General features: G+C 54.1%; 12 protein-coding genes and 1 pseudogene. All 13 read right to left on the reverse strand.

Features of this window, described 5'->3' with window-relative positions; all coding sequences use genetic code 11:
- Positions 1-35: 35 nt before the first annotated feature.
- The 13 genes and pseudogenes from NTU47_11235 to NTU47_11295 all read right to left on the reverse strand — a co-directional run bounded on the left by NTU47_11235 (position 36) and on the right by NTU47_11295 (position 25,201).
- Entirely contained in the window at positions 36-4,388 is a 4,353-nt protein-coding gene (locus NTU47_11235; GenBank protein MCX6134376.1) for a PAS domain S-box protein, read from the reverse strand.
- A gap of 208 nt (positions 4,389-4,596) precedes the next feature.
- Positions 4,597-6,063 (reverse strand): trimethylamine methyltransferase family protein, encoded by a 1,467-nt coding sequence (locus NTU47_11240; protein ID MCX6134377.1) that lies wholly within the window; start codon positions 6,061-6,063, stop codon positions 4,597-4,599.
- 107 nt (positions 6,064-6,170) lie between these two features.
- Complete coding sequence (locus NTU47_11245) at positions 6,171-7,634, reverse strand: amino acid permease (GenBank protein ID MCX6134378.1); 1,464 nt, start codon at positions 7,632-7,634, stop codon at positions 6,171-6,173.
- Positions 7,631-8,575, reverse strand: coding sequence for a matrixin family metalloprotease (locus NTU47_11250; GenBank protein MCX6134379.1), 945 nt, complete (start codon positions 8,573-8,575; stop codon positions 7,631-7,633). Before NTU47_11250 ends, NTU47_11245 begins: the two co-directional genes overlap by 4 nt.
- A 105-nt stretch (positions 8,576-8,680) precedes the next feature.
- Positions 8,681-10,261, reverse strand: coding sequence for a serine hydrolase (locus tag NTU47_11255; protein ID MCX6134380.1), 1,581 nt, complete (start codon positions 10,259-10,261; stop codon positions 8,681-8,683).
- Between the two features lie 99 nt (positions 10,262-10,360).
- A pseudogene (locus tag NTU47_11260) lies at positions 10,361-11,545 on the reverse strand (anhydro-N-acetylmuramic acid kinase).
- 289 nt (positions 11,546-11,834) lie between these two features.
- Complete coding sequence (locus NTU47_11265) at positions 11,835-12,434, reverse strand: porin family protein (GenBank protein ID MCX6134381.1); 600 nt, start codon at positions 12,432-12,434, stop codon at positions 11,835-11,837.
- A 354-nt stretch (positions 12,435-12,788) separates the two neighbouring features.
- Positions 12,789-18,092, reverse strand: a complete 5,304-nt coding sequence (locus NTU47_11270; GenBank protein MCX6134382.1) for a YCF48-related protein — start codon at positions 18,090-18,092, stop codon at positions 12,789-12,791.
- An 83-nt stretch (positions 18,093-18,175) separates the two neighbouring features.
- Positions 18,176-18,562, reverse strand: a complete 387-nt coding sequence (locus tag NTU47_11275) for a hypothetical protein (GenBank protein MCX6134383.1) — start codon at positions 18,560-18,562, stop codon at positions 18,176-18,178.
- 273 nt (positions 18,563-18,835) lie between these two features.
- Positions 18,836-19,183 carry a hypothetical protein gene (locus NTU47_11280; protein ID MCX6134384.1) on the reverse strand — a complete coding sequence of 116 codons (348 nt, stop codon included), beginning with the start codon at positions 19,181-19,183 and terminating at the stop codon, positions 18,836-18,838.
- 106 nt (positions 19,184-19,289) lie between these two features.
- A complete protein-coding gene (locus NTU47_11285; protein ID MCX6134385.1) occupies positions 19,290-20,597 on the reverse strand; it encodes a T9SS type A sorting domain-containing protein in 1,308 nt (435 codons plus the stop codon).
- A 180-nt stretch (positions 20,598-20,777) separates the two neighbouring features.
- Positions 20,778-23,216 (reverse strand): M1 family aminopeptidase, encoded by a 2,439-nt coding sequence (locus NTU47_11290; GenBank protein ID MCX6134386.1) that lies wholly within the window; start codon positions 23,214-23,216, stop codon positions 20,778-20,780.
- 137 nt (positions 23,217-23,353) lie between these two features.
- On the reverse strand, positions 23,354-25,201 hold the full coding sequence (locus NTU47_11295) for a PQQ-binding-like beta-propeller repeat protein (GenBank protein MCX6134387.1): 1,848 nt from the start codon (positions 25,199-25,201) through the stop codon (positions 23,354-23,356).
- Positions 25,202-25,511 lie beyond the last annotated feature (310 nt).

Consider the following 25,511-nt stretch of genomic DNA (forward strand, 5'->3'; position numbering starts at 1 on the left):
ACACGAAGTGCGCAGGCGGACGATTCGCTCTCGCTTCAACTCCCCGCCTGCCGCATCAACTTCGCTTTCAGCTTCATCAAATGAGGGATGTTGGTCTCGAACCGATTCCGAAGCTCGGCCAGGTCTTTCTCGAGCCCTGCAAGTTCCTTCTTTTCGGCCCGCGCCTCGATCGACGCCGCCAGCGCCACCAGAGAAATCAGATTGAAAGTCGTGAAACTCCCCTTCAATGTGTGGGCAATGTAATCGAGCCGCTCGCTGTCACCCCGTCCATGGACCGTTGATATTTCTGAAAGAAGCTGCGTCGCGGTCCCCACGAAATCCTCCAATAGACCTACAACGAAGGCAGGGTCCCCTGCAACGCCAAATTCCTTCAAACGTACCAGCACGGTTTTCTCAAACTCAACGAACTCGGCCGATTCATCCTCGTCCGTGTCACCTATCTGCTTTTTCGCCGGAACCGCCCACTGGTGCAAAATCGCCGCGACATCGTCCATGTGAACCGGCTTGCTCAAATAATCGTCCATACCGGCGTCAAAACACCTCTGTCTGTCTTCGGACATTGCGTCAGCGGTCAACGCTATGATCTTCGGCCTGTCCCCGGGCTTGCTGGAATTGACTATCCGCCTCGTCGCTTCCAGGCCATCCATCTCAGGCATCTGCACGTCCATGAAAATCAGATCGTACTGTTTTCCTTCGATCGCCTTCAGCACTTCCAGACCGTTCGTCACGACATCACCGGAGTGGCCGAGCTGCTGCAGGATGCGGAGGATCAGCTTCTGATTCACTGCATTGTCTTCCGCCACCAGAATGCGCAGGTTCGATGTGGCTGGAACTTTGAGTTCCGGCGTCACTTTCTTGCGCGGTGCTGCGACTCTTTCGCCACTCAGCGCTTCAGCGATGACATTGTACAGTTGCGATTGTTTGATCGGTTTCGCGACTTCGGCAGTGAATAGTTCTCCTCCCCTGCCCCCTTCCTTCAATGCCGACCCAAGGGAGGAGAGAAGGATCATGGGGAGGGCGCTGGGAGAACGCAGCGACCGGATTTCCTGCGCGAGTGTCACTCCGTCCATGTCGGGCATCTGCATGTCGAGTATCCCAAGGTCAAAAGGATCTCCCTTTCTGATCCACTCAAGTGCTTCGGCTGGCGAATGTGTGACCCGCGGAATAAGCTTCCAGTGTTGGCACAATTCTCTCAGAATCCGGAGGTTTGTCGCATTGTCATCGACGAGCAGAATACGGCGTCCCGCAAATGTGACATCCTTGCCGCGCATGTACACCTCGGGCAGCGCCTCGGATGCTTCAGGTATACTTGACTGAATGGTAAAATGGAAGACAGATCCTTTTCCCACTTCGCTTTCCACCCAGATCTTCCCCTTCATCAGACCCACGAGGCGCATGGAAATGGCAAGTCCCAGCCCCGTTCCACCATAGCGACGCGTCGTTGAAGAATCTACCTGCGTGAACGCCTTGAACAACTTTTCGATCTTGTCTTGCGGAATTCCGATGCCCGTATCTCTGATAGAGAACTGGAGCTCAAAGGTCTTGCCAATTCTCCACTTGAGCGCGACCGATGTGTAGATCTCCCCTTTCTCCGTGAACTTAAGGGCATTCCCGATCAGATTGAACAGGATCTGGCGGAGCCGGTGCTTGTCGCCAAGAATTCCGGAGGGGACTTCCGGATCGATCCAATACAGCAAATCAAGATTCTTCGCTGACGCCTTCTGCGAGAGCAGGTCATAGACCTCTTCGATGCACGTTCTCGGTTCGAATTGCACTTCTTCGAGCTCGATCTTTCCCGATTCGATCTTTGAGAAGTCCAGAATATCGTTGATGACACTCAGAAGTGTCTCTCCGCTCACACGAATGGTATCAACAAAGTCCGCCTGATCGGGTGTGAGATCCGTCTGCGCCAGCAAATCAGTCATGCCGATGACGCCATTCATGGGTGTTCGTATCTCGTGGCTCATGACTGCTAGAAACTCCGATTTCGCTTTCGTGGCAGCCTCAGCGACCTCCTTCGCAGTGTTCAGCTCTTCCTCCATGCGCTTCCGGTCGGTGATGTCCTGGAGCGTGGTGCGAATACCGGTAATGTTTCCGTCAGGATCGCGCAAGAGCCTATCCTCACAAAGAACCGGGACCAGGGAACCATCCTTCTTTCTATAGTTCCTTTCGACGTTCCGACCCGGGGGTTTTGTCCCCGCCAGCTTTTCCAATACAGACTTCTCGGAGGTTTCCCGTTCCTCGATATAATCCCACACGGGTCGACCCGTCATCTCCTCAGCCGCATATCCAAGGGTCCGGAGTTCCGTGCGGTTCACGCGGGTAATCCGCCCCCTGGTATCCAGCTCGTGATACCCAACTGGCGCGTCATCGAACATCTCGCGAAAGCGCGTTTCGCTCATTCGCAGCTCTTCTTCCGCTTTCTTGCGCTCCGTGATGTCGGTTGCGACCCCAACGAGCGCGACCGGCCTCCCCTTGTCGTCGTGCAGCACTGTCGTTGAAAGACGGATCGGGAACTCGGTCCCATCCTTCCGGCGATTCACCAGTTCGCCGGCCCATCCTCCCGAGAGCGAACGTTCCTCTATCGCGGCCACAACAGCCGGATCGTTGTTCAGTGATCGAACAATCGCAATGTCTTTCCCGAGAACCTCCGCCTGAGTATAGCCATACGTTTTCAGGAAGGCGTCATTCACGAACACGATCTTGTCTTCGAGGTCGGTAATTGTCACGCACTCTGAAACGCTCATGATGCTGTGCGCCAGCATGCGAAGCTGTTCTTCCGCGCTTTTTCGCACGGAAATGTCCGAAATGATGCCAACGACGGCCTCGAGCTCTCCTCCGGCCCGGCGAATCGGCGTGACGGCCACACTCGCCCAGAATGTTTCCCCGTTCTTACAGACGTAACGCTTCTCCAGTTCGTAGTGTCCGATCGTCCCCTGTAGAAGCTCCTGCATCTCCTTCTTGCTGGCTTCCACGTCATCCGGATGCGTAATCGCGAGGCTTGTGAGTTTGAGCAGTTCTTCAGACGTGTAGCCAAGTTTCTGTGTCCACCATTTGTTTGCTTGAATGTATCGTCCGGTTGGATTGATCACACTTACACCCACGCCAACATTATCGAAGATCGCGCTCAGCCAGGCCCGGTTGGCTTCCAGATTCGCTTCGATGCGCTTCCGTTCTGTGATGTCCCGGTACGCACTCAAGAACATTTTCTTACCGTTCGCGCGCAGCAGCCGTGTTGTCACGAGCAGCGTGCGCCGCTCACCGGACTTCGCGGTGATTGTCGTTTCTTCGTCGTGCAGTTCCCCTTTTTCGAGAAGTTCCTTCAGTCCGTCAAGTGCCTGCTGACGAAGCTCAGGATCCGGATACAGCAACATGCTGAAATCGCCGGCATTGGCCTCCTCCTTGGAGTATCCCGCGAGACGTTCCATCGTCGCATTGAAGACTTCGAAATGCCCCCGCTCGTCGCTGAACGTGAGCCCTTCGTTCACCGTATCGATGACAGTCGCCAGTTGATGTTGGTTCTCTCTCAGTTCGTCTTCGATGCGCTTTCGTTCGCTGATGTCGCGTGCGATCGCCTGGATGCCGACTGTCCGCCCTTCGCGTTTGACCAGCTGGACAATCTGTCCCAGCCAGATTTCCTTTCCGTCTTTCCTGGTCGCCGGGAATTCGAAGTACGTGCTTGCAGTGTCGGTGATAACCTGTTTCTTGTAAAAAGCTTCCGCCCTGTGCCTGAAATGCGTTGGGATCAGGTCGAGGTACTTCGTTCCGATGATCTCGCTTTCGGAATATCCGGTGGCTCGCAGCGCGTTTGGGTTGGCGTAGATGAAGCGGCCAACAATGTCAGCGCTGTAAATGATGTCCTGAGCACTTTCTACAAACGTCCGATAGCGTGCCTCACTTTCGCGAAGAGATTCCTCAGACAGTTTCTGCTTTGTTATGTCCCTGTAGATTCCATAGATTCCGATTCGATCGCCGCCCACCATGATTGGAGTGCCAATGACTGACACGTGGACCAGAACCCCGTCCTTGCGTTTCCGAATCGTCTCTGCTTCAATCGTCTCGTTCTTCGATACCCTTCGCGATAAACTTCGCCCCTCTTCCGTGAGGTTGTCGGGAACAATCATGTCATCAAGTTCCTGCCCCTTGATTTCTGCAAGCGAGTGCCCGAACAGCTTCAGGAATGCATCGTTGGCATCGATGACGACTCCATGTTTGTCGAGAGTCACGATCCCTTCGGGGGAGCTCTCAAACAGGTGGCGGAAAAAGACATCAAGACGCGCTGGATTGTTCCTTGGAGCCGTCGCCGGTGCTTTGGCACGGGCCGGACGATTCCCGCCCGGCTTGCGGGGTTTCTTAGGCACCGGCTTCCTGGTAATTTTGGATTTCATCGGACTCTCCCTTACGCTGGCTTGCCATGGAATGGTCGGCAACCGCATCAGCTTACAAACTATCAAAAAGTTGGGCCAGAACAAAACTACTTCAGATCGTTCAGAAAGGCAAGCTGTTATGATTTGAGCAGGGTCTCGCCGAAAGACCAGCGACATGCTCCTCTGCGATAAGGTTGGGATCATGCAACTCGGATGAACTCGTACGGGGCTATTCCGGAACGGGCAGGTGATCCATGCCGAACTTTCTCCCGTGCGTTTCCATAACACCGGTCAGGTGGAATCGGAGATCATCCGAAAGATGGGAATGAGATACTTCTGATAAGAGCTGTGTGACCTGCTGCGAAGCGCGCTCATCCAGGGAAGGCTTACCGTTCCGTACCCATTGTTCATACCCGTCACGGTTCATCACCCGCGGATATTTCTGCTCGAAGGCATGCCATTGGAGAGTATGCGGATGAGTCAGAAAATCGGTAACCCCGGCTGGTTCCGAGAACAGCTCCAGCGCCAACGGTTCGTCGCGCTGTTCGATTCCCTGAACGAGGCGGTATGCCATCCCGCAAATGTCGTTGTCGATCACAAGTTTCTCGAGGCTCTGCGCCGATTCATAGTCCATCATCCCACCCCCTGACATCACGTTGATGCCAGACAACGCACCGAGGATTGCGCCGATTCCTGTCTCAAGACCGGCCTGTGCATCGACGCATTTCGAATCACTCAGTCCGATGTATGCGTGCGTTGGCAATCCGAGCGCCTTCCCGATCTGGCTGTAGGCGGCATCGATCATCATTGTCTCGATCGCGCCCATCGGGGGATGCGCGGTGTGCATGTCGAAGCAGGATGGTGAACCTCCAAACATAACAGGCGCTCCGGGGCTTGCCAGCTGCGTGATCACCACACCGGCGAGATTTTCCGCAGTCAATTGCACCAGTGACCCGGCAAGCGTTACCGGCGCCGTTGCGCCCGTGAGCGGCATCGACACCAACTCAGACGGTATTCCGGCCCTTGCACAGTCGATGAGACTCTGGGTTGTCAGGTTGCTCCATTTGAGGGGAGGCGAAGGGCATGCATCGAATATAGCCAGCGGTTTTTCTCTCAGATTTCTCGCTCCGCCTCTCACGGCACAGAGCATCTCAAACATAGGTTTGAATCCCTCAACAACAAACAGCCCGGTCACGATGGGCTTGGTGCAATACTGCAATGCGATGAACAGGCGATAGCAGTCCGCGAGTACTTCCGGGACGTCGGCGCTGATGAGCCCTGTGCTCTGGAAGTGAAAATTGTCCAGGCGCTCAACGAGACTATGAAATCGAACGAGGTCACTCGTTTGAGCCTCACGCTCGGATTGGGTCTTGTGATCGAACAAACGGAGGGCCGAAGAGCCGGGATCGAAGTGGATTTCGTCGCCTCCGACAAGGAACGACCTTTCGCCGGTCGCATCGAACAGCGTCATGCGTTCGGGAGCTGAGGCAAGTGCGCTCTCAATGACTGCGGGAGGAAGAAACACTCTTCGGGAAGATGTATCGATCTTCGCCCCCGCAGCCCGGAGCAGATTCACCGCCTCCTCGTTCTCAATGAATACGCCAATCCGCTCAAGGACAAGGAAGCTCTCATCGATGATGTTTTTCGCGAACGCATCGGACAGGAGCCGGGTTGTAGGACGGAGGGGGGAGATCATGAGGGTTCCTTTAGAATGTAGGAGTCAGAATGCAGGAGTCAGATCGGATTCTCCAGCAAAATGAATCTCAATTCTGACTTCTGAATTCTTCCTTCTGAATTCTGAATTTATCCTTCTGGATTCTGAATTCTGGATTCTGTCTTCTTCCAGTTTGTCCAATAGAAATAGAACGGCAGCGAGAGCAACAGGAGCACGATTCCAATCACCGCGTCGCGGGGATCTTCCACCAGCGTATTGACGAGGATCCATCCGGCGGCGGCAACGAACAACAGAGTCGCATACGGATAGCCCCAGGCTTTGTACGGCCGTGGTGTGCCTGGCATCTTCTTCCTTAACACAATCACAGACACCGCAGTCAATCCGTAGAACATCCAGGATCCGAAAATGACGTATGAGGCAATCTGGTCGTACGAGCCGCTCAGCGTCAGAAGAGCACTCCAGACACCGAGAGCGATCAACGTGATGTAGGGAGTCCGAAAACGCGGGTGGATTTTGCCGAAACTCGGGGCAAACGCGCTGTCAGCCCCCGCAGCGTACATCGAACGGGCATCGCTGAGAAACGAATTATTGATCGTTCCGAACGTCGAGCAGAGAATTCCCACAATGATGAGGGAAGTGCCGAATGGCCCGAAGACCACGGATGCTGCATCAGCCGCGATCCGCGCCGAACCCGACATCTGATCGATCGGAATCAGATAGACGTAAGCGAAATTGACACCTAGATAGAGGAAGATAATCCCACATGTTCCGAAAAGAAGTGAGCGCGGAATATTCCTCTCCGGGTTCATCATCTCACTCGCGGATTGCGTGACGGTCGTCCAGCCTTCGTACGACCAAAGGACGGAAATCATTGCCAGACCAAATGCCGACGTCAGTTCCGACGACCAATGCTCCGGCCACCACGGCGCGAAGTTTGCCGCGTTTCCCTTCCCTGACGAGAACGCGGCGACGATCAACGTAAGGAGCGCAAAAACTTTTGCCGTCGTGAAGAAATTTGTCACCCACCCTCCTAACCGGACACCGCGGATATTGATGACGGTCGCGATTCCGATAACAACCATGGCAACCACCTGTGTCGCCCTCACCGTGATTTCCACTGTCAGTCCGAACATCGTGATGGAGGAACTGAAGAGCGAGTGTTCGGGAGAAAGCGATGGGAAGAAGTATCCGAGATATGTAGCAAACGCGATGGCGATTGCAGCGAGAGCGCCGGCGGTGTTGATGAAGAAATGATTCCAGCTGAACATATAGCCCCAGACACGGCCGAAGCTCTCGCGCAGATAGATGTAGGGTCCGCCCGCGCTCGGCATCAATGAACTGAGCTCCGCCACCGTCAACGCGCCGAAAAGCGTCAGCAAGCCGCCGAGGACCCATACCACCGCGATGAGCCCCATCGAATGGAGATGCCCCGCAATCACCGCCGGGACTACAAAAATGCCCGAGCCGATAATCCCGCTCATGTGAATCGCGAGCCCTTCTTTCAACCCAAGGACTCGCAGCAAACGAGGTCCCTGTGCAGGCGCTTCGTGGTGCTCGTCGTTCTCGTGAACTTGATTGTCCCGTGGAGTCATTTCACCTTCGCCAACAGGAGGGTCAAATCTTCGCTCGCGAGATGGATAGGATTCATGTCCTGAACAGCCAGTTTGCGATACATGATCGCTTTCGGATTATCCACATGCCCCAAGCCGATGGCGTGTCCAAACTCGTGCACCAACGCGAGTTTCAGATCATCTTCTTTCTCAAATTCATAGATGTTGATGGACTTGCCGTCAAAGAGTCCCTTTTCGAAATCCCTCGACTGGGCGTACGTGCCATTGAAATTCTCGACATCCACGTTGTGCTTGCCTGCAAGCTCCGTCAATTTCTCACCAAGCTTATTAAACTCCTCACCCCGGGAATTCAGGTCAGCCCTTTTCTTCTCGAGATTGCTCTGTTCCGATTCGATCTCCCTGCGTGCGGACTGGAGCGCGTTGTACTCGCTGTCGCTGTGGTCCTTACTCTCGTTCCAGCGTGCGACACGGGCGTTGTAACCGTCCAGATGAACCCTGTAGGACCCGGCTGATTCCTCAAACGAACGGCGGTACTGGTCAAGCATGCGCGATCGTTCGTTGTAGTCGGATTGCAGTTGATCAAACGACCGTCCGGTGCCATCCAGCGTCGCTTTGGCCTTCATTGCTCCCAGCAGACGTTCCTGGCGCCAATCGAATATCAGATTGATTTTCAGGGTCCCCTCACCGTGAAGGCTGAAGAGACGTCTGCCCGCTGCATCCTCCCACACCCTCTTCGCTTGCTCTGCGATCTCCAGGAACTTCTCTTTGGTGATCCCGAATCGTTCATCAAACTCCCCCAGCGCATAGTCAACCGGGAACTCCGCGGTCGGAATTTCCTGCGCTACTTCACCGGATTCGGAACCATCGACGGGGGCGTGACGCGCCCTGTCAGTGTAGAGCGTGATCAGGACCAGGACGCTAATGAGCATCCCTAGATATGCGAGCGCTTTTCTTGTGGTCATGCCGGGGGGTCGTTCAGATTTGGTTTAGTGTACTGGTGTGCTGTCCATCGCGCCGCAAGAAGGCAAGCCGAGAGTCTCCTGATTTCAATTCAATCTTCTAGAATCCTATTTGCCTGAACGCTTCACCGGTTTCAGGAGCAGATCCTGGAAGTCAAAGCTGAAATCCGTCGCAGGTGAGACCGCTCTCATTTTCGCCTGATCGATACTCCCATCCGGATTAAGCGAAAATGTCACAAACGCATCCGCGCGGAGTTCACGATCCTTCCACCGGGCAATGAACGTATCAAACTGCCAGTGTTGGAGTTCCCCTTCCAGCGAAGGTGTATGGCCGAATCTCATCATGAGCTTTCCATTCTCGGAAGCAACGGTGATGTCTCCGTACCACGGATCGGAGTACGTACCGGCGTAGGAAGCGAGAGGAAGAGAAGGACGAGAGGTGCTGTCTCGTTTACCCACAGTCATTTTTTCCTCCATCGCGGTCATGGAAGCCAGTCGTGCCTGCATTTTCTTGAACGCGGCAAGCCAGTCTTTCTTTGCTCCTCCGATGAATTCATCGAGTACATGATAAGTAATGGACTCAAATGCTTCACCTGACTCTTGATTCGTCAGCACCGCGACGCCCAGCTTGAGCTCCGGTATCATCGCAATCTTCGAGACGTAGCCCGGAAGGCCGCCGGTGTGATGAACAAATTTGTAGCCGTGATAGTCGCTCACACCAAAACCAAGCGCGTAGCCGTTGAAATTGGTCCGTAGCGCCGAAAGCTCAGGCGGAGGATTTCCCGCCGGTATCGGAGTCACCATGCGCCATAGCTGGACGGTCGTCTGAGGAGAGAACAGCCTTGTGCCGCCGGAAACCCGCCCTGAATCAAGTTGAACAATCATCCATTTCGCGATATCCCTGGCGCTCGCGTTGATTCCGCCGGCAGGATTCGTATTGTCGCTCGTAAAGGGCTCGATAGGTCGCACCTTTCCGTCTACGCTTGCATGCGTCATCGCGACGTTCCCATTGCCGCCTGCGTCTGAATGCCGGACATTGCTGTCCGTCATTCCGAGTTTTGCAAGTATCCTCGTCGCAACAAAATCTTCCCAACTCAGTCCACTTATCGCTTCGATGACTTCGCCCGCAATCAGATAAAGAACATTGTCATAGGCGTACGCACTCCGGAAGCTCTTCACCAACGGTATAAACTTGAGCCGTTTGGCAATTTCCTTCCTGTCGTACGTCGATCGCGGCCACCAGAGAAGATCACCGGCTCCGAGACCGAGTCCGCTTCTGTGCACTAGAAGGTCACGTATTGTGATTTCTCGTGTCACATATGGATTAGAGAGCTGGAACCAGGGGAGGTATTTCACCACCGGAGCGTCCCATTCCAGCATCCCTTCTTCGACGAGCAGCCCCAGCGCTGTTGCTGTAAACGCTTTGGTGTTCGAAGCGATGCCGAAGAGCGTCTGCTCATCAACTCTGGCCGCTTCTCCCATTTTGCGGACGCCATAACCCTTGGCAACGACTACCTTTCCGTCCTTCACAATGGCGAGAGCGAGTCCCGGCACTTCAAACTCCTTCTGGACGCTTTGGACAAACGCGTCGAGGTCCTTCACCACGATTTGGGCACAAACGTCGTGCAGTGAAAGGAACAGGCTTAGAGAAGACAGCGCCAGGATCCGCAGGCTGACAGGACTTTTCATAGCAACTCCATTCGAGTGCAACAGATTGGTTCTGATGAAATCAACATCCGAAGCTACTGCACGAAAGAATCAAAGGCAAGGGAGTTCCGTGGCGGGACTCTACAGGCAGATCTTTCCGAGGACAACAGGTCTGCTCGCGCCGGTGACACCCGGCACGTTCGAAGGATGCTCGCAAATGGTCTCGTTGGCAAGTATCGCAAAGCAGACTGCCTCCTTCGCGTCGGAGGAGAAACCGATGGATTCGATCTTCTCGACGGGCACGGGATCGAAGAAATCCTGCAATCCCGACATGATTGAGCGGTTGTGGGCGCCTCCACCGCTGACCAGAACCTCGTCGGCGATCATTCTCTTTTCGATGAACCGCTGGTACTGATCGAAGACCGACAAAGCCGTCCAGCGAGTGACCGTGGCGATCAGATCCTCGTTCTCCAATGTGCGTCGGTGTTTCAGGATCTGCGGAAGGATCATGGTTCCAAACATTTCCCGGCCGGTCGATTTTGGAGGCCGCTGTTTGAAATACGGATGGGCCATCAATTCTGAAAGCAGACCCGGCGAAACCCGGCCGCGTTGAGCCACGTTTCCATTTTTGTCAAACTTCTTGCCGTAGAGTTTGATCATCAGGGCGTCGATGACCATGTTCGCCGGACCGGTATCGAACGCAACGACATCGTCAACCGAGCATTTCCTGGGGAGCGCTGTGAAATTGGCTATACCGCCGAGATTCAGAAGAATACGGTTCTTTGTTTTCGATCAAAACATCAGGTAATCGAAATACGGAACAAGCGGCGCGCCCTGGCCCCCGACAGCCATGTCGCCAGTCCTGAAATCACCCACTGTCGTGATGCCGGTAAGCTTCGCGATGCTTGATGGATCTCCGATCTGGAGTCCCGACCTGATTGTTTTCCCGAAAACCCGCTTCGACTGGGGAAGATGATGGACAGTCTGTCCGTGTGAACCGATGAGATCGATGTCGGCGAGATCGATGCGTGCTTTGCGTGCGATCTTCTTTACCGCATCCGCAAAAAAGTGGGCGATCAGAATGTTCAGTTCGCATAGAAGGTCGACGCTGCCCGTGCCGGGCAGTGAGTTCTGCAGAATCAGGAAGCGAAGACCGGCGGGATAGGGATAGGTGCCAAAGGCGATTTGGGTAAGACGAGTATCCACGCCGCTGCCGCTCACCCGGACGAGCGCAGCATCGATTCCATCTGCCGATGTGCCGGACATAAGACCGACGATAAGTTTCGTTTTCTTCTCCTGAAGCGAGAAGAGTCGGGATTGCTTCATGCCGCGATTCCTTCTTATGTGTAGGTGCGACCAGGGAATCTCTTGACCAAAAGCTCACGACGCCGCCGTGCCTCAACGATCAACTTGCGCTCCAGGCACCCTGTCGGATTTCCACTCCCCAGCTGAAATCAAGATAGAGATATTACAATCCTGTTTCACAGAACGGTTCATCGCCCGATGACTCCCGTCAGCTCATTTCCTGATCACTAAAACGCAAGCGCCCCACGAGGGGGCGCCTGCACAATTTCAATTTCCGGTCCGGCGTTTCTATTCCGGCAGCACCGGCTAACTACAAGCTTAGTCCGACGTACAGTGAGATGACTTTGTTGTACATCTTGAGCTTCCCGTCTTTGTCCAACGCCGACAAACCCATGTTGTAACGGGCATCGATTCTGAGGGCAGTGAAACTGAGCCCGATTCCTACCACAGCGCTGAGATCACTCTTGGCCATCGCATCTTTGATGTCGCGTTCACCGGGAAGGAGGCCTCCTTCTTGCTTCGTCTTTGCGCTCAGGAGGGTGCTGTACATAGGCCCAGCGTATATCGAGGGGCTTATAGCCGGCACGGGCAGGCTGAACTTCACCAGGACAGGCACGTCGATGTAGGTATACGTATCAGTGTACGTAACGCTGCCGGCTTCCGTCTTTGCTCCCTTCATACTATAGAGGGCGTTCGCCTCGAACGAAAACGGTCCCGGTATGTTCAGCTCAAGAAAGATTCCTGCCGCGTAGGTGGAGACGCTTTTGACGTCCTTGGAAACGTCACCGCCTGAGACGGTAGCAAGATTCAAACCGCCGATGAGACCTTTCGACAGACCAACACCAAGTTGTGCGTAGCCGGTCGAAACAACGATTGCGAGGAGCAGGATCAACAAGAACGTTTTCTTCATGGTGCCTCCGTGGTTTGTTGTTCAGTGATCTGCGAATCAAACATTTTCGTACACAATGGACAGGAAAATCTGAGCTGTGAGTCTGTTCTACAAAGCTACGGCAGATCGGAGAGAAAGGCAACAGCTGCGGGATTCAAAGTGAGCGGGGTCATATTCCGCAGGCAAAGCGTAAGAAATCCCCGTCGGCTGTCATTTCGAGGTGCTGAGCATCGGGAACCTGGACGATGGGGCTTTTCGGACACAATGTAGATTGTTGTATTCAGACTCGGATAGATCGATCGCCTCCAATTATCACCATGAGGGCTGCAATTAGCGCTCCCAATCCTAACGTAGAAACTCGTCGCCTTCATTTACCTATCGTAGGAGAACCATCTTCCTGGTGTGTGTATAGGTGCCCGCTTGTATTCTATAAAAGTAGATTCCGCTCGACACATTTCCAGCGTTCCACACGGCCTCGAACCGTCCCGCAGAGAGTTCAGACGAGACGAGTGTGGCAACTTCGACACCGAGTGCAGTATATACTTTCAATGTGACGAATGACGTATGCGGGATATCGAACTGGATTCTCGTCGATGGATTGAATGGATTTGGATAGTTGTGGTAGAGCGCGAATTCCGAAGGGACTCCATCAAGTCTTTCTGCTTGCGTGGTACGTATCGTCGAAAATTGCCCGGCTGCGGATACGAGCTTCAGACTGTCGTTGAGAGTCGCGATGACACGCCAATAGTGAGTCTTGTCCAGGCTCAGCGGACCAATCGGAGTTGTCACGGAACTCAGGGTGTTCACGGTCAGCAGGACTGGAGTGAAATTCGCATAGTACGAGACCTGCACCTGATACGACACAGCGTTCGGTACTCCTGTCCACGTGAGTGCGGGAGTCAGTGATACGTTTTTTGCTCCGTTCGACGGTACGACAAGATTCGATGGGAAGAGCATCGGACCGCCCCCGTCATTCGTCTTATACAGTCCACTCCCCACCGCCCAGACTTTCGCCGTATCAAGGCAATGAAGGGCATAGAACGAGCCTGTCGACCCAGTGCGCTGCAAGCCCCATGTTGTGCCACCATCGGTAGTCTTCATGACAGTTCCATTCCATCCAACTGCCCATCCCCGGGACGCGTCAATGAAGCGAATTCCCGTAAGCCAGTTCAGCGTCGGAGGAGATTGACTCACCCATGACGCTCCCCCGTCCGTGGTCTTCAACATCCTTGCATCTGCGCCGACAGTCCACCCAAGTTGTGAGTTGAGGAAGAAGACATCCATGAGATATGCAAATGCATCTATTGCCTGTGAGATCCATGTAGCACCGCCATCCGTCGTCTTGAAAACAACACTAGCGCCAACAACGTACGCCCTCTGAGGATCGATCGCATCCACTCCATTAAGGTAGGTGGTTGTTGGCACGGTTTGAGAATTCCAGGATGACCCACCGTCCGTCGTCTTGAGCACGAGACCGTCCTGTGTCACAGCCCATCCGGTTTGAGTATCGACAAAATCTATGTCTTTTATGTCTTGCGCAGTCCCACTTGTTTGTGGCATCCATTGAGTCCCCCCGTTGGAAGTTTTGACGATTACCCCCTTGGACCCTGCTGCCCAGCCAACGGACGAGTTAACGAAGCATATAGAATAAAGCACCGAGGACGTGCCCGACGTTTGCGTCGTCCACGAGCTTCCGCCGTCTGTCGTCTTCAGTATGTCCCCGCTGTAGGTACTCATCCAGCCAAGAGATTGATCGACGAACGTGACTGACATGGACAAGCCGTAGGTCCCCGATGTCTTGACCCACCCTGTCGCACTGGTGACAAAGCTCCACGCACCGGCCCATTTGCAGGTCCCGGTGCTGTCTGTTGCGTTCACGCGCCAATAGTAGGTGGTATTGGCGATCAGACCTGTCGCCGGGCAAACCGTATCTGCCACGCTCTTATCGAAAAGCAGGGCTGAAAAATCAGCCGTGCTTGATAGTTGCACTCGATAGGAAGCTGCGCCAACCGATCGATTCCATCGTAACGTACTGTTCAGCGGCACACTCACCGATTGGTTGGGAGGAGCAGCCAACGAAGGCATGGGGGGACCCACTATAATGGTTGTGAATTTCCAGGTCGTGGAGTAAGCACTAGACATTCCTCCGACAGAGGCACGTACATGCCAGAAGTATTCCGTGCTGGCACTGAGGCCATTGGCGAGGTATGAAGTGTCACTCACCGTTTGATCGATGAATGTGGATGCGAAACTTTGAAGGGTTGAAATCTGCATCCGGTAGGAAGTTGCATCCTCGACCCTGTTCCAATACAATGTAACATTGCTCGGCGTGCCTGTGGAGTTGTTTACCGGACCGCAGAGAAGTGGAGCCGAAGGCGTCAGAGACTTTGTCTTGAAACTCCAGACTTCCGACCAGTTGCTGATACCGTCGTTATCGTACGCGGCCACACGCCAATAGTACTGCGTTTCAGTTGACAAGCTGGCGAGAGTAAAAGAAGCGGACAGAATCCCCGAAGAGTCGATCCATGTGAAGCCTTCGTACCAACTATACCTGCACACCTGAACTCGATAGGACGTGGCATTGCTCACTGCCGCCCAGCTCAGAGTTGGATTCAAACCTACAGAGGTTGCTTGATTCGCTGGTGCAAGGATCAGTGGTGTAGAAGATCCAACTCCCGGCGATTTCGTTGCCTTGAGGATGGTCGAAGATCCGACGGCCCATCCAGTTGAATCATTGACAAAGCACAAACCGTAGAGATAATTGGTCGTACCTGATGTTCTTGTTTGCCACGTTGCTCCACCGTCCGCGGTATACACCATTGCCCCGCTGGTCCCCACAGCCCAACCTCTGAGTGAATCCAGGAACCAGAGTCCTTTGAGGTCGGCGTTGGTCCCCGCCTCACTCCACAGCCAACTCACCCCTCCATTCGTCGTGCGATAGAAACCCCGTTGTGCGAGCACCCAGCCTTTCTGAGGACTGGTAAAAAACATATCCGCTGTGTACGATACGGTCGTGTTCTTGACCCACGTGGCGCCTCCGTCAGAGCTTTTGTACACTCCATTCCTGTCGACAGCCCAGACGGTTGAACCATCGAGTGAAAAAACTGAATAGACATATTCGGAACTTCCCGTGCTGGATGCGAGCCACGTCGAACCCCCGTCCGTCGTTCTGAGCACAACACCACCACCTGCAGCGATCCACCCCTTTGAGGGATTCAGGAACCGGACGCGATTGAGAGTTTGTGTCACTCCGGTCGCTTGACTGATCCATGTGCTGCCTCCGTCCCGAGTGACGAACAATTTGCCGGACTCACCAGCAGCCCAACCCGTCAAACTGTCGGCGAAGAATACTGAATTCAGGTAGACACTTCCTGCTCCATTCTGCACATTCCAATTCTTCCCTCCGTTGGACGTCTTCAGGATCACACCGCTGTTTCCGACAACCCACCCTGTCGATGGTGTGACAAAGTGAACACCCATGAGGTATGCATAACTACTGACAGATTGATTTCGCCACGTGATGCCCAGCGTTTCGAATCGTTGGACCTTGCTCCAGAAACTTGTCCCGCCGCTGTATTCTGCACGAACCCGCCAGTAGTAGGTGGCTGTAGGTTCCAGATTTGCCACAACGTACGCCGTGTCCGCAATGCCGCTCTTGTCAACAACGGCTGAGGAAAAGCTAATTGAATTTGAGATCTGCAGTCGATATGTCGAAGCACCGACTGACCGGTTCCACTGAAAGCTTGTGCCGGACAGGACCCCCAAAGCGTTCGGTGCCGGTGTCACCGGCTTGGGAGTGAACATCGCCGCCCCTCCTCCGTTATTTGTCTTCAGCACTGCACCATACGCGGCAATCCATGCAACAGACTCACTCACAGGATGGATACCGTAGAAGGACGAAGAAGAGGTGGCATTTGTGGATTGCAGACCCCAAGACTTCCCGCCGTCAGTCGTTTTCAAGATCGTCCCTTCGTAACCGACTGCCCACCCTGTGCTCGTGTTTGCGAATCCCACAGAAACGAGCGTGGTAGTCGCCCCGCTTACCGCTGAGACCCAGGTATCTCCAGCATTGGTTGTCCGGAGGATGGTGCCACTGTCGCCAACGGCATATCCAGTCGAGGCATCGAGGAATCGGAGAGCATTAAGCTTACGCGAACTTGGAATAACTTGCTCCGACCAAACCCGCCCACCATCAAGAGTCTTCACAATGACTCCCTCATAGGGGTATGCCCCTTTGTAGCCTGCCATCCAACCGCTGTTCTTGTCAACAAACGATACTGCACCGAAATACTGACCTGAGCTCGTCCAGGTTTTCGTCCAAGATTCTCCCCCATCATCTGTCCTGAATACATTCGTTGAGCCGACAGCCCAACCGGTTTGTTTGTCTACAAACGACGCAGCTTGCAGATAGTCGGTTGTTCCGCTGTTCTTTAGTATCCACGTCGTCCCCCCATCTGTCGTCCTTAGGATTGTACCATTCGTGCCAACCGCCCAACCATCGAGGCTACCGATAGCACACAGGCTGTAGAGCCAGGTTGAATTCCCCCCCGAAAGGCTCTGCCAGCTCGCTCCACCGTCGGTCGTTTTCAGAATCGTTCCACCTTCCCCGACCGCTATGCCAAGCTGAGGAGAAGAAAGTGCGACAGAGATAAGATTCTTGCTCGTCCCGCTGGCGACGGACGTCCACGACGTACCACCGTCTGTTGTTCTCAGAATAGTACCAGATGGCCCAATGGCGATCCCCTTTTGATTATCGAAGAAACATACCGAACTAAGCCGCACAGTTGTACCACTTGTTTGTGTGTTCCACGTCGTCCCCCCGTCCGCCGTCTTCAGTATCGCTCCGCCTTCCCCCACGATCCATCCCGTGTTCGCATCAACAAAATGTACTCCGTCTAACCAGTTCGTCGTGGGAAGAACGCCTACCCCCCATGTCTGGCCTCCGTCGGTGGTCTTCCAGACAGAGCTGCGTTTCCCCTGGATGTTCGTCGAAATTCCGTAGAAGATATCATCCGTGATTGAGATATAAGAAGCCGTGATCCCTACCGCCCATCCCAGGAGGCTGTTGGCAAATGAGACCTCCTTGACCCAGGAAGTTCCGAGGCTGATATTGCTCCAGGTCGAGCCCGCGTCCGTCGTGCGCAAAATCTGGCTGCCACTCCCAACAACAACCGCAGTTGTTGAGCCCGTGAATTGGATGTCTTCGTAGAAGCGTAATCTGGTTTCGCTGACGGGCGCAGTCCATGTCGCGCCTGCATTGGTGGAACGTATTATCTTGCCGTCCGACCCCACTGCGCACGTGATGCTGCCTGAGGTAGCGATGGCGTACAGAGTCTTTGCAGTACCCGAAGGGACTGACTCCCATGTCGATCCGCCGTTTGTGGTTTTGTACAGCACTCCCGAGGATCCGACGACCCAGATAGTCGATGCATCGACAAAGCGAACATCATTCAAAGTCTCGCTAATCTGGAAATGCTGTTTCGTCCAGGTCACACCGGCATCAGTTGAACGTATCACCGTGCGATTCTCGCCAACCACAAGAACTGTGTTGGCATCTTGAGCATAGAGGCTTGTCATGGAACTGATCGGAGGCTGGGTTGTGGTAGTCCACCCCGCCTGGCGAGAGAAAAGTTCTTCTGAACAGAAAAGGAACAGGCCGAGAAGCAGTAGTTTCTTCATGGGAATGCCTCCAATGTCCATTGCACACAATTTGTCAGAGATCTTCCATGAACCGGGAAAGCCCCTGGCCATCCAGGACTTCATCAGGTTGCCTGGTTCAACGTGTTCATAGAGTGCCGAATGCCTGAACCGTTCCGCATGCTGTATTCGGTGCGCGGATACGAAACAGTAGGGAACTTCTTAACCGCGGTAGGAATCGATTCGCGGCCATAGATAATTTGGAGGATCTTGCCGCGCTCAGCATCGAGGTCGCCATAGAGGCGAAGGGTCGTGGTGTACACGCTCATTATCACAGGCAGTCGCAATGCTGGCAACATATCGAGCTTCAGCTTTCCAGATGCGATGCTGTAACGAATGAGCGGAAGTGCCAGGATGCAGCACAAGAGTACAAACTTACGAAGATTGAGAGGAGTAAAGGTCCGGTCGAGGATCAAATGAAGTGCTTGCTTATGCGTAGAGGTGGACTTCACAGTACACCTGCTTAATGAAAAGCGTCAATTACCGACTACGGTGCGAGGAGGGGGACGGATCAGGTGCTTCCGTGATGCAAAACTACACTTCTTCAAACTGAAAGGCAACAGCTGCGGCGCACAAAATGAAGGGACTATCTCCCTTGCACACAAGGAAAGTAGTCGGGATCCACGTCGACGGTCTTTCCCAGGCGCTCAATATCAGAAACCGGGACGACCAGGATGGTCAAAATCTGTGGAGATTAGTGATATTCAATCCGGTTGCTCGTCTGGTCACTTGCACTTGTCGGCGGGATAGCTGTAGTCAATACCATCGATTTTGACATTGAAACTCGTCACTACGTGGATTGTGTAGTCGTTCTTAATGTTCGTCCAATCAAGATTGTGCGACTCTCCTGCCGTGGAGACCGCCGACGAGAATGAGACCTGACCCTGAAGGTTTTCCGTCTGCGCTCTACCGTTCTTCCACATGTGATTGATACTCACATTGAAACCGGAAACGGTGAAACAAACGGACTGGGATGACGGATCCGCAGGATTATCTTTGCTACATGAAATACACGACACGACAAACAGGATGAATGCCGCTGCTTTTGCCAACACAACTAACTCATTCTTCATTGCTTTGTTCCTCTTCGTTTGAAAGCGGGGGTTACGTTATCCCCGATCGCGTGAACAAGTCCGGATCTTCTCTCCGGCTGCGCAGAGCAGCGAACCTCGACATCCACTATCGTGCAAGCACCATTTTCCTTGTCTCGATGAAACCGCTCCTGCCATCGCCGGGAAGAGGCCGGACTTCAAGCCGACAGAAGTAGATCCCGCTCGGGAATCCAGATGCGTCCCATCTGACAGCATGAGATCCTGGCATCCGAATTCCATCAACAAGTGTTGAGACTTCCCGGCCGAGGAGATCATACACTTTGATCGTAACGAAGCTATGAGCCAACAGCTGAAAGCTAATGGCTGTTTCCGGGTTGAACGGATTTGGATAATTCTGATGAAGGTGAAACTGGACGCGCTGAGTCGAGGGTTGATCCTCAACGGAGGTCCCAGGCGATCCGACAAACCAGGGAATCGCCGTTGGATCAGTTTTGAAGAAGCTGAGCAGGAGGTTGGCTACCTTCGCCTGTCCACTGGAGGAGGGATGAGTCCCATCAGCCTGACAATCACCGCATTGCCAGATGAAGCGATCAACACGCGGCGTCATTCCGTCAGCCCACAGGTACGGACCCCATGAAAGCCATGGAGCCCTTGTACGTGATCCCGAGAATGCGAGCGACGTGTCCCCGCCGATTTGTCTCTCGATCATCCATTTGACTGCAAACCCCGATTCATACGCATAGGGCTCAGGGTTCAACGTGGACGTCGCATAACCAGCATACGTACGGCTCGAGACATAAGTGATTTTCAGGTTGGGATACCGGGATTTCAACAGGCGCACGATGTTCTCCAATTCGCTCTGAAGCAGAAGTGCGTGCGTAGGAAACGCCTGCGTCGGATTCGCATCAGCCTCCTTGAGCCAGACGATCTGGACCTGTTGATTGCCAACGCCGGCGGCCAAGAGACGCCGTTCAACTTCAACCCAGAAACCCGCAGACGGGTCCGCAATGAGCGCGGCAGTTTGTCCCCCCTGCGCTCCGTCGACAATCATAAGCTTCGGATTCTTGTTTGGATCCTTGTCTGCGATCGATTTGAACGCGGAAAACTCCTGCGTTGTGTTGGACATCCCGATCGAAAGCAGGACGATCCTGCCCTGGACGGGATCGACAGTCCCTGAACGGTCCAATGGCTGTATCTGGCGGGCAAACGCTCTCCCACAGGTATCATGTACCCACGGCCGTTCGTTTCTCCCCCCGAGATACAATCCTCCGGAGTATCCTTTATACGTATCAGAGCCGAGTTCGGTAATCGGTTTGAACCCGACGGACACCCCCCAGCAGTTCTGGGCAACAGCAGAAGGAGCTGCCACCAGTAACAGAAGGCAGAAGAATGCAATAGCGAGCAAGATTTTCTTTCCGACTGTGTCGTCGATCATGAGAAGGTACGCTGGATACCGGTGCGGAGTTGGAACTGACAAAGCTACGGCTGTTCGCTCTGAAAAGCAACCAAGTCCTGCGACGAGAGACATCGCGGCAAACGTGCAGCCCGAAAACAAAAAGGGCCGGAGATGCGCTCCGGCCCATACGATGACGAATTGATCGGACCAAGCGAGGCACTATTTCACCGCATTGATCCTCTTGTTGATCTTCTCGACGCTCTGCCTGGCAGTCGCAGAGGCAGGATTCTCCTTGTCGTTTCCTAGTGCTTCCAGAGCAGGGATCACGGATGCGTCGCCGATATCTCCCAGAACCAACGCGGCGTAATTTCTGACCGATTCATTCGGATCCTTGAGGATTTCTTTGACGACGGCCATCGCGTCTCCCCTCCCTTTGCCATACCACCGGATGGTCGAGAGCGATGTGAACCTGGTGGATGTGAATGTCTGGTCTTTCACCATCTCCATTGCGACGGCAACAGCCTGAGCAGTATCCAGCGTGCCGAGGGCATTCAACGCAAAGCCAGCAACGATGTTTTGGCGCGAGGGGACGGTGAGATACCGCTTCACAACTGGCAAAGCGTGTGCCGAATCCACTTTCGCAATCGATGCAAGTGCGCGGCCGAAGACCTGGTAACTTGAATCGTTGAGCGCGCCATTCAGGACTTGAGTGACATCATTTCCTCTCAACCATCGCAATGCGCCGGCAGCAACGGCCCGGACCTCCGACCGCTTGTCTTTGATCGCTGCGAAGAGCGCGGACTTTGCGGCAGGTCTCAACGAATCGTACTTGGCCAATGCCTGGGAGATTTGTGAAGCCGCGTCGCGTCGCACCGCCCAGAACGAATCGTGCAGCATCCGGTCTATGAACACGGAGAAGACATCCCCTTCCTTCTGCATCCGTGCGAGCGCCTGAATTCCGAGGATCCTGTCAACAAGGCTCGTCGCCGACATGGCCTGGTACTTCCATTCGTCAAACGATTTCTCGAATTTCAGCTGCTTGATCAACCAATCTCCCTTGTCAAAAATCACCAGGGAAGGCCTCGAAGCAACAGGAAGCATGTAGGTCGAGTCCTTCGTGAGAATCTCAATCCTATGAGTTGTCGCTCCCGCAGACGTGGTGATCTCGATGTCCACCGGCATGCGGAACACTCCGGTCAGGCTGTCGGTTTTCTGCGTCTGGCGAACGTTAAGCGCTATGTGTTTCGCAGATTCATCCCATTGATACGATACGGCGAAAACCGGATGGCCCGCCTTGTAGACCCACTGATCGAAAAACCATTGAAGATTCTGACCGGTGCTCTCTTCGATCGCGATTTTGAGATCGTTTGTTTCCACAGGCTGGAACGCGTGTTTCGTGATGTAGTGCTTGATTGCCCGATGGTAGAGGTCGTCGCCGAGCAGAAAGCGAAGCATGTGGAGGACAGCGGCCCCCCGTGGATACACGTTTTCGCCATACGACTCAACGCTGACGATGGGCTTCCGTCCACGTGTCGTATCCACGACAACTCCAGCCTGCTGGTTCTGATACAACGTGTAGTCAAACTCATCCTGGCCGAGAAACATCCGGTGGAACAATGGATCATAGTAGCTGGCAAAGCTCTCGTTGAGCCACATGTGGCGAAAGTCCCGGCACGTCACGAGATCCCCCCACCACTGGTGCACGAGCTCATGGGCAAGCAGACTCGTGGAAGGATTGTCAATTCGTCCCCGCGCGTCGGAAACAGCCCAGGTGTCAGAGAGTGTTGTCGCCGAGGTATTTTCCATCCCGCCGAAATGATCTTGAAGAATGATCTGTGCGTATTTTTCCCACGGATAGTCAAACCCGATCGTTTCGTTGAAAAACTTTATCATCGCTGGGGTGTACTTGAAGCTCGCCCGGCCGTTCGTCGTGTCGTCCGTATATACCCAGTACTCAAGAGGAAGCTTGCCGAGGTTATCGCGCAGGATGGTGTATTCCCCTGCCGCGATCATGATCAGGTAGGAAGAATGCGGTTTCGTTTCCTTCCAATGAAATGTCTTCGTCTTTTCCTTCTTGTTTTCTGTGACACTGATCAGCTTGCCGTTCGACAGGAACGAGTATCGCGCGTCCACCGTACCGATGACTTCGGACGTCGATTTGTCATTGGGATAATCGTAGCACGGGAACCAGAAGTGATTGGTCGTTTCTTCGCCCTGCGACCAGATCTGAGACCGCTTGCCGGGTATGGCCCCGCTGGTATTGTTGAATGTAAGTCCCTGCTTCGGAGTGCACGAATATTCAATGGATACCTTGAGTGTATCACGGTATGAGTGCGGCTTGTCGAACTCGATGGAGACACTTGAAGTGGTGGACGTGAACTTCAGGTCTTTTCCCTTCGCATCTTTGACACTCTTAATCTTCATTTCACCGGCATCGAATACTGCCGTTTTCAGAGCGGGGAGCAACGGGACAAAGGTGGTCGTCACCTTCCCTTCGACCGATTTTGCAGAATCGTTTAGCTTGATCTCGATCTTGTAGTGAAGCACATCGTAGGTCCGGTTCGGCGTCTCACCGGGGTCCTTTGGAGAAAAGATCTCCTGCGCGGGAGCCACCGAGATGACGAGGAGAAATAAAATGAGAGAAACGAAAGACTTCATGCTGACTCCTGTTTGATGAAGAATTGACATTCGAATGAAATCTAGGTGAAGATGCCGCCGCAATCAAGAGGCGGGGTGGGACATTTGTGAAATGCCTTCGGTACACGTTAACGAAACAGCGGACAAGCTTAGCTGGGTTATTGTATTCCGTATTCCGCAGCTCGTTTGACATGGAAGAGATCAACGTGCCGATCACGCGGCAGCCAGAGCTGCACCAGTCCCGTTCCTTCCGGCCCGCCAAAGTTTTTCACCCACGCGCCCGCCATGCCATTCTCGTCGCGGGCGAGGACGCTGGAGACCTGACCGGGATCCACCCAGCCGAGTCCAACCCACCAGCCCTGAAGTCCCCATTTTCCCCCTTCCGCTGTGACGCTTGACGCATACCATCCGATCCCTTCGAGACTCTTCCCGGGATACTGGATCCCGAGTATTTTCTGCGAAACCGAATAGTCGATACCGAGCATCTTCCCCGTTGAATCGCGCTTCCATGCAATCGGGTCCGGACCGAGCCAGACCACTTTGCCGCCCGCATCCAGATATTTCCGTATGAGCGCGTTCGGTGATTCTTCTTTGACCAGGGCTTCGGGAACCCGATGTTCTGCGAACACGACGACGCTCCCGCGATTAGGACCAAGCCGCTCCTTCATGAACTCCTCCAGCCCTTTCGAATCAACGACCGTGTATCCAACCTGCTTGAAGTAGTCGCGAATCCATTCATCCGCACCTCCAGAGAACCATTTTCCGGCTCCCGGTTTGGAATCCCAGAAGACCACCCTTTCCGGAGAAGCGGCCGTTGTGTCCGGCGCAGTCGATCCCTTCAAGGCATACATGGTTCCATCGTCACTTCCGAAAAAGACCATACCGTCTGACAGGACCGGAGAAGAGAAGATGCGATCGTTGGTTTTGAACCGCCATTGTTCTGTTCCGCTCACACGGTCAAGCGCGAACAGGTTTCCATCGTTCGATCCGAAATAGACCATCGGCCCGGCGACCGCCGCGGAAGACCAGACCGGGCCGTTTGTCTTGAACCTCCAGACTTCCTTCCCTGATGATTGATCGAGGCTCTGGAGAAACTGCGCATCGGAGCTGCCGGCGAATACCCTGCCATCAGCGATGGCCGGAGTTGAGAGGACCCACGATACCGCATGGTCGTTCACCCACTTCTGCTCTCCCCGTTCGAGGTCAAGCGCATACAGGAAACCATCCCGGCATCCGACTGTCACGATTCCGTTCGCGATGGAGGGGGACGAAACAACCGCCGATCGGTCGAAACCAAAATCCTCGATCTTCAGTGACGCACCCTTCGTGGCGAATTTCCATTTCATCGACCCGTCTTTCGCGTCCAATGCAAGTACGTAGCCGCTCATCGTCCCTACGATCACAAGGTTATTGGCAACTGCGGGCGTAGAACGGATCCGCGATCCGGCAGGATGTTTCCAGAGCATCCTCTTCGTCCTGGTATCGAACGCGTAGATATTGCCGTCACCGCTCCCGATGAACAGAGAATTTCCGACAACCGTCGGTGAGGAAAGATAGTAGTCGAAACCGTTTCGGTACTCCAGGTCCTTTCCCATCTTGAATTTCCAGATTTCTTTGCCGTTGACCGCGTCAAGCGCGTACAAATGCGGATCCCTGCTGGTGAAGTAGACCAGCCCATGCGCCACGGCAGGGGATGAATGAATCGCCCCTCCTGTCTTGAAGTGCCAACGCTCTTTCCCCGAACCTGCATCCACCGCGTAGAAGAAGCCGTCTCCGCTTCCGAAATAGAGGACGTTGTTCGACAACGCCGGTGTGCTTCTCACGGGTCCGTCCGTCTTGAATGTGAACCTGACCCCCTCGAGGCGATGTAACGGTTTGACGTCGTATACGCCGGTGTGCTGCGGATTTGACTGCAGCATTATTGGCCGATCTGCCCCGGCCATCGCTGGTTGCTCCGAAGAAGCTGCCGCATTCACCATCAGGAGAACTGTGAGCAATCGCATCATTTGTTTGCGCCTTTCTGAGTTCAAGAAGATACGTCGTGCGTTCTCATTGTCTTCGATCATACTTTGGAACCCACAAGCGAGCAACCATCGGACCGTTTACGCGAAAGATATTTGCCAGGGTTCGACAATCGAGGAGTGCGGGAGGGACTCATCTTTCGCAAATACGCCACAATCGACCCAGAGTTGCAGGATTGGGAATCTAATTCAGAAGCGAATTGCCCCAACCAGAGCCTTCATTCGTTGAGAGATCCTGACACGGCTATGTGTCGCCCGAATGGCGTTCGGGAATTACTCACGAACAAGACAGCGA

It is taken from the genome of Ignavibacteriales bacterium (genome assembly GCA_026390595.1).
Classification (GTDB): domain Bacteria; phylum Bacteroidota; class Ignavibacteria; order UBA10030; family UBA10030; genus UBA9647.

Coding starts and splice junctions, on each gene's coding strand:
- NTU47_11240 (MCX6134377.1), bottom strand. CDS start 6,063: ATGATCTCCCCCCTCCGTCCTACAACCCGGCTCCTGTCCGATGCGTTC.
- NTU47_11265 (MCX6134381.1), bottom strand. CDS start 12,434: ATGAAGAAAACGTTCTTGTTGATCCTGCTCCTCGCAATCGTTGTTTCG.
- NTU47_11290 (MCX6134386.1), bottom strand. CDS start 23,216: ATGAAGTCTTTCGTTTCTCTCATTTTATTTCTCCTCGTCATCTCGGTG.
- NTU47_11250 (MCX6134379.1), bottom strand. CDS start 8,575: ATGACCACAAGAAAAGCGCTCGCATATCTAGGGATGCTCATTAGCGTC.
- NTU47_11255 (MCX6134380.1), bottom strand. CDS start 10,261: ATGAAAAGTCCTGTCAGCCTGCGGATCCTGGCGCTGTCTTCTCTAAGC.
- NTU47_11285 (MCX6134385.1), bottom strand. CDS start 20,597: ATGATCGACGACACAGTCGGAAAGAAAATCTTGCTCGCTATTGCATTC.
- NTU47_11245 (MCX6134378.1), bottom strand. CDS start 7,634: ATGACTCCACGGGACAATCAAGTTCACGAGAACGACGAGCACCACGAA.
- NTU47_11280 (MCX6134384.1), bottom strand. CDS start 19,183: ATGAAGAATGAGTTAGTTGTGTTGGCAAAAGCAGCGGCATTCATCCTG.
- NTU47_11295 (MCX6134387.1), bottom strand. CDS start 25,201: ATGATGCGATTGCTCACAGTTCTCCTGATGGTGAATGCGGCAGCTTCT.
- NTU47_11235 (MCX6134376.1), bottom strand. CDS start 4,388: ATGAAATCCAAAATTACCAGGAAGCCGGTGCCTAAGAAACCCCGCAAG.
- NTU47_11270 (MCX6134382.1), bottom strand. CDS start 18,092: ATGAAGAAACTACTGCTTCTCGGCCTGTTCCTTTTCTGTTCAGAAGAA.